Source organism: Streptomyces sp. NPDC054840, assembly GCF_053611065.1.
The window spans coordinates 1-5,692 of record NZ_JBSGZP010000484.1; the positions used below are offsets into that span (position 1 = coordinate 1).

Here is a 5,692-nt window from a genome sequence, read left to right on the forward strand (position 1 = left end):
GCCGGGTCGAGCAGGCTGGGCAGCGGCTTGCCCTGGGAGGTGAGGACCGTCCCGTCCAGCCCCAGGTAGGGGGCATGTGCGGGGCCGCAGAGGCGGTCGGGCAGCCCGCCGAGCTGGACCTCGGCGTGGATGAAGGGGCCGGGCTTGAGGAGGACGCCCAGCCCGGCGGCGGCGGCCAGCTCCAGCAGTCCGACGACGTCGCGCTGCGGGTCGGTCTTCCCGGTGAAGTCGAACGCGCGGCCGCGGGCGCCCTGCGGGCCGAGGAGCGGATCGCCGGTCTCGTGGAAGCGCCACGGGAGGTAGCAGGAGACGACGTCCACGCCCAGGGCACGCAGTTCGCGCAGGTCGGTGAACCAGTTGGCGGGCTCGGCCCGGTAGTACGGGTACTCGCCGACGACGACGGGCCGCGTGGTGCCGGGGACGAGCGCCCCGGCGAGCGAGGTACGCGGGGCGGGGCTCATGCGACCGCCTCGTCGTGCGGGGGTACGAGGACGACCTTGAGGGCGGTGTACTCGGCGCCGGGGACGGCCGCGAGGGCCTTGAACGCCTCTTCGTGGTCGGCGAGGGCGAAGCGGTGGGTGACCACGCGCTCCAGCGGCAGCTGCCGGGCCAGCTCGACGGCCTTGGGGAAGATCATGCTGTTGTAGTCGCCGGCGCCGATGATCTGCAGGCCTCGCTGGAGCAGGGTGAGCGGCCGGACGGTGGCGGAGGCGTTGCTGTTGAAGCCCATGACGACGACGCGGCCGCGTACGGCGGCGTAGCCGATGCTCTGCTCCAGGAGGTTGCCCACGGAGTCGACGACGAGGTCACCGCGTCCGGTGAGGGCGGGGTCGTCCGGCGTGTGGACGGTGACGCGGCCACCGAACTCGGGGGCGTCGAATATCTCCTGGCCGAGGCGGCCGCGTACCGGGTCGGGTTCGACGAGGAGGACGGTGGCGCCGTAGCGCTGGGCGGCCATGGCGGTGACCACGCCCATGGGGCCGCCACCGACGACGACGGCGGTCTCGCCGGCTGCCAGGCGCCCGGCCTCGATGTTGTTGAGGGCGCAGGCGAGGGGTTCGACGACGACGGCGCGGTCGAAGTCCATGTCGTCGGGGATCGCGTGGCAGAACAGCTCGGGGAGGCGGATGAACTCGGCGAAGGAGCCGTCGTAGTCCAGCCCGACCTCGGTCCCGGCCTTGCGGCCGCAGAAGTTCCAGTGACCTTCGAGGCAGGTGGGGCAGGTGCCGCAGTACAGGGTGGGGTTGACGATGACCCGGTCGCCCACGGCGAAGCGGGTGACACCCGGGCCCGTGGAGTCGACGACGCCGACGGCCTCGTGGCCCATGACGACGCCGGTCTCGGCCGGGAACTTGCCGACGAGGACGCTGCGGTCGGTCCCGCAGATGCCGCTCTGGGTGACGCGGATGACGATGTCGTCCGCGGCCTGCGGCTCCGGCTTGGGGTGGTCGACCAGGGTGAGCGTGCGGTCGGCGGTGAGCGTCAGGGCCTTCATGATTCCTCCCTCGCGGGCGCGGCGGTGGCGCGGCCCAGGTCCCAGCGGATGGTGTCGAGCAGCTGCCGGTGCAGTTCGGGGGTGGCGGCGGCGATGCAGGACTTCTGGTTCATCGGGCCGAGGTCCACCAGCGAGGTGCTGCCGAGGTCGTCGCCGTAGGCGTCCGTGATGACCACGCCCGCCTGTCGGGCGAGGTAGACGACGGCGGCGATGTCGTAGGGGAAAAGGTGCAGGATCGAGCCGCGGCCGACCCGCAGGAACGCCTCTTCGGTGTCCGGGTGGTCGCGCAGCACGCGGTTGCCGATGTCGACGTAGGCGTCGAGCTGGCCGGTGATGATGCGGGAGATGGAGAAGGTGCTGCTGTTGAAGACGAAGATGCCGCCGGTGTTGGCCGAGCTGTCCACGAGGTGGCCGTACGCCTCGGTCATCAGGTCCATCGGGTGGCCGTTGAACTCGATCGACCAGAACATGTGGGCCGGGTCGGTGTTCCGGCTCAGTCGCGGGACCGGGGTGGCGAAGCCGCCGCTGTCGAGGCCGTCGGTGTCGTCGCCGTAGAGCCAGGCGCCACTCTTGATCTCGACCAGGCAGGCGGCGTCGACGTCGGCGAGGGTGGGCTTGCCGTCGCCGTAGGGGGCCGCGGCGATGGACACCATGCCCATTTCGAGCCCGGCCGAGGTGGGGCGGGTGCCGTCGATCGGGTCGATGACCAGGAGGACCTGCGGCTCGGGGGCGAGCTCCACGTAGGCGCCGTCCTCGGTGTAGAGGGCCGCGGGGACATGGGCGTGCTCGCGCAGGTAGTCCAGTACGGCCTTCTCGGCGACCTCGTCGACGTCGAACTGGGCGTCACCGCCGGGCGAGTCGCCGTGGACGCTGCGCGCTCGGCCGGTGGCCTCGTAGGCGAGGAGTTCGGCGCGGACGTGCTGTCCGAGAGAGGTGAGCAGCTGCTTCATCGGATTGCCGGCGTTCATCGGGCCAGCTCCGCGAGGAAGAGGTTCTCCAGCTTGTCGCAGATCTCCTCGGCCTGGTCCATGGTGAGGATCAGCGGCGGGCGGATCTTGAGGACGTTGCCGTAGCCGTAGCGCGAGGTGCGCAGGATGAGGCCGTGGTCCATGGCCTTGGTGGCCAGGTGGTTGGTGAGCTTCACGGCGGGCTTGCCGTCGGCTTCGGCGATCTCGAAACCGATCATCAGTCCGACGCCGCGGACGTCGACGATCTGCGGGTAGCGGCGCTTCATGTCGTTGAGGCGTTCCATGATGTAGCCGCCCGTGCGGGTGACGTTCGCCAGGAACTCGGGCTGCCGCACGATGTCGAGGGTGGCGTTGGCCGCGGCGGCGGCCAGCAGGTTGGCGCCGTAGGTGAAGGAGTGGTGGTTCGCGGGGAGGCCGGCGAGCCGCTCGTTGGTGATGATGGCGGCGACCTGCGCGCCCGATCCGCCGAGGCCCTTGGCTGTGGTGATGGCGTCGGGTTCGACGTCGAAGTACTGGGCCGCGAACATGTGGCCGGTACGGCCTATGCCCGTCTGGATCTCGTCGAATATGAGGGCGATGTTCTGCTCGTCGCAGAAGGCGCGTAATTTCTGCATGTAGCCGTCCGGCGGGACGATGTTGCCACCGTTTCCGGAGATCGGCTCGATGAGGACGGCGGCGACCCGGCCGGAACTCGCGTATTCGACGAAGTCTTCCAGCCGGTCCACGCACATCATTCCGCAGGAGCCCTCCTTCTGCCCGTAGAAGCAGCGGAAGCAGTACGGGTCGGGGACCTGGAGGCTGCCGGGAAAGAGGTTGGGGAACGGTTCGCGGCGAAAGGCGTTGCCGGACATCGATGTCATCATCATCGTCTGTCCCACGTGGCTGCGGAACAGTGTGATGACCTCGGACTTGCCGGTGGCCATCTGTGCCATCTTGATGGCGCCCTCGTTGGCGGCGGAGCCGCCCGAGACCTTGGGGTGCACCTTCGTCAGATTGTCCGGGGAGACCTCGACGAGCCGCCGGACCATGCCGTTGACCGGGTCGCTCTGGTACGACGAGGTGATGTGGACCAGCTTGTCGAGCTGGTCCTTCATGGCGGCGACGACAGCCGGGTGGGAGTATCCCAGGCTCAGGTTGAAGGTGGCCGACGCACAGTCGAGGTAGCTCTTGCCGTCCTCGTCGTAGAGGTGGACACCCTCACCCCGCGCCATCTTGTAGTCGCTGACGGGGTAATAGATGTGCTCGGTAACGTCCTTGGTTTCCATCGGTCCCTCTCACACGGGTCGTTCGAAACGTCAGAATCTGGGCGGAGGAAAGACAACTCACGCCCATTTGAAAAGAAGTGGGAAACGGCGACTTGATGCCGGTGGGGGGCGGCCCGGATACTTCACCCGTTTCAGACAGGGATCTCACGGCAGCGCCTTCTCTTTCATATGATCACATTCCAAGTCGGCCTGCCAAGTGGCGATGTGGAGATGTAGATCTCTTTCACTCCCCGTGCGATCCGATTCGGTCGCCGCGGCGCCGGCGCGGTGGCGGGAAACTGCCGTGTGTGGGCGCGCGCAGGGCGGGGAGCCGCGCGGCGGATGTCACCTCGACGCCGCCTCCAGCGTGTCCCGCAGCCGTTCGGGCGAGGTGAACACATGCCCCCGGAGGCCGAGTCGCAGCGCCGCGTGCACGTTCTCGGCCCGGTCGTCGACGAAGAGGATCTCCTCGGGCGGCATTCCGAGCTCGCGGACGCACCACTCGTAGGCGGCGGGTTCGGGCTTGGCGCTGCCGATCCGGCAGGAGAGGCCCCGGACCGCGAAACGCTCCAGCCACGGCTGGGTGGCCTCGTAGCGGGCGGCCAGGTCCTCGGGGATGTTGGAGAGCAGGCCGAGCACGATGCCCTGGTCGGCGAGGAGGCCGAGCAGGTCCACGGCCTCCTGGTCGATCTCGCTCCAGCTCGCGAGGTCGGCGGCGATCAGCTCCTCGATCAGCCGCCGGTCGAGCGGGATGCCCAGTCGCACGCAGACCGTCTGCCAGTATCCGGCCCCGGTGACCTCGCCGCGGTCGTAGGGAGGCCGCTCGGACCAGTACGCCACCCAGAAGCGGTCGGGGTCGCCGCCGGCCGTGCGTTCCAGGAGGCGCATGGACTCGGGTGACTGGACACGCGCGATGACACCGAACATGTCGAAGAGGACGGCTTTCATCCTTCGGTTCCTCACGTTCTACGGGTTCAGAGAGGGGTGACGGCGTCGGTACGCCCGGAGTCACGCCGCGAACCGGACAGGCCACCGGGGTCGGGGGCGTTGCGGCGCAGCCACAGGCTCAGCACGCCGCAGATGACGGCGAGCAGGAACAGCAGCAGCGGCACCGTCTTCACGTCCATCGTGTCGATGACGGCGCCCAGCAGGGGCGGGAACGCCACGCCGCCGATCATCGAGGCGGCGATCACGTAGGCACCGGCGGCGCCCACGCCGGGCACGGCGCGGTTGAGCCAGGGCAGGCAGGTCGGGAAGATCGGCGCGATCATCAGGCCGACGCCGAAGTACGCGTACGGGGCGAGGGCCGGGACCGTGGCCAGAAGGAGGAAGCCGGCCATGCCGGCGCAGCAGACGAGGAGGATCGACGGCGCGGACCAGCGCAGGCTGATCGGCGCGGCGACGAAACGGCCGATGGTCATGGCGGCCCAGTAGGCGGAGGTGGCGGTCGCCGCGGTGGCGGCGCCGTATCCGACGGCTTCGAGGTGGGTGGGTTCCCAGCCGCCTACACCGGTCTCGATGGCGACGTGCAGGACGTAGACGCCGATGAACACTCCGATGATCGGAAGCACCCGGGCGCCGCCGGCCGGGGCACCCTCGGCGGGGGCGGGGGCGGGCTCCCGGGCGGCGACCCCGCCGAGGGTGACGAGGATCAGCAGGCTGATCACGCCGGTGCCGATGAAGATCTCCGGGTAGCTGTCCGCCCCGAGCCAGCCGATCAGGGCGGGGCCGGCGATCGCGCCGATGCCGAAGTGCCCGTTCAGCAGGTTGAGCATGGCGGTGCTGCGGTGGCCGAAGCCGACGGCGAAGAGCTGGTTGAGGCCGTAGTCGATGCCGCCGAAGCCCAGGCCGATGACGAAGGTGCCGGCGAGGGCGAGGCCCCAGCTCGGGGAGAGGGCGAAGGCGGCCGCACCGGCGGCCATCAGCACGTAGGAGCCGCCGAGCAGAACCCGGTTGTTCAGGCGGCCCCGCAGGAGGTGGTAGAT

The 5,692-nt window shown here is 69.5% G+C and carries 6 protein-coding genes; all 6 read right to left on the bottom strand.

Going from position 1 to position 5,692, the window contains the following annotated elements:
• A partial coding sequence (locus tag ACWGIU_RS27475; RefSeq protein ID WP_453710140.1) for a beta-galactosidase occupies window positions 1-461 on the bottom strand: 461 nt, incomplete at its 3' end.
• Window positions 458-1,495 (bottom strand): zinc-dependent alcohol dehydrogenase, encoded by a 1,038-nt coding sequence (locus ACWGIU_RS27480; RefSeq protein WP_453710142.1) that lies wholly within the window; start codon window positions 1,493-1,495, stop codon window positions 458-460. The genes ACWGIU_RS27475 and ACWGIU_RS27480, both read right to left, overlap by 4 nt.
• Entirely contained in the window at window positions 1,492-2,463 is a 972-nt protein-coding gene (locus ACWGIU_RS27485) for an inositol monophosphatase family protein (protein WP_453710144.1), read from the bottom strand. The genes ACWGIU_RS27480 and ACWGIU_RS27485 overlap by 4 nt, the downstream gene beginning before the upstream one ends.
• Window positions 2,460-3,728: an aspartate aminotransferase family protein gene (locus ACWGIU_RS27490; RefSeq protein WP_453710146.1), complete on the bottom strand. Its 1,269-nt coding sequence runs from the start codon at window positions 3,726-3,728 to the stop codon at window positions 2,460-2,462. Before ACWGIU_RS27490 ends, ACWGIU_RS27485 begins: the two co-directional genes overlap by 4 nt.
• Before the next feature lie 324 nt (window positions 3,729-4,052).
• The gene (locus ACWGIU_RS27495) at window positions 4,053-4,655 is read right to left on the bottom strand and encodes an HAD family hydrolase (RefSeq protein ID WP_453710148.1); all 603 of its coding nucleotides are present in this window, start codon (window positions 4,653-4,655) and stop codon (window positions 4,053-4,055) included.
• 26 nt (window positions 4,656-4,681) lie between these two features.
• Window positions 4,682-5,692 (bottom strand): MFS transporter (locus tag ACWGIU_RS27500; RefSeq protein ID WP_453710149.1); only part of this gene is annotated, 1,011 nt, incomplete at its 5' end.

Coding starts and splice junctions, on each gene's coding strand:
- ACWGIU_RS27485 (WP_453710144.1), bottom strand. CDS start 2,463: ATGAACGCCGGCAATCCGATGAAGCAGCTGCTCACCTCTCTCGGACAG.
- ACWGIU_RS27490 (WP_453710146.1), bottom strand. CDS start 3,728: ATGGAAACCAAGGACGTTACCGAGCACATCTATTACCCCGTCAGCGAC.
- ACWGIU_RS27495 (WP_453710148.1), bottom strand. CDS start 4,655: ATGAAAGCCGTCCTCTTCGACATGTTCGGTGTCATCGCGCGTGTCCAG.
- ACWGIU_RS27480 (WP_453710142.1), bottom strand. CDS start 1,495: ATGAAGGCCCTGACGCTCACCGCCGACCGCACGCTCACCCTGGTCGAC.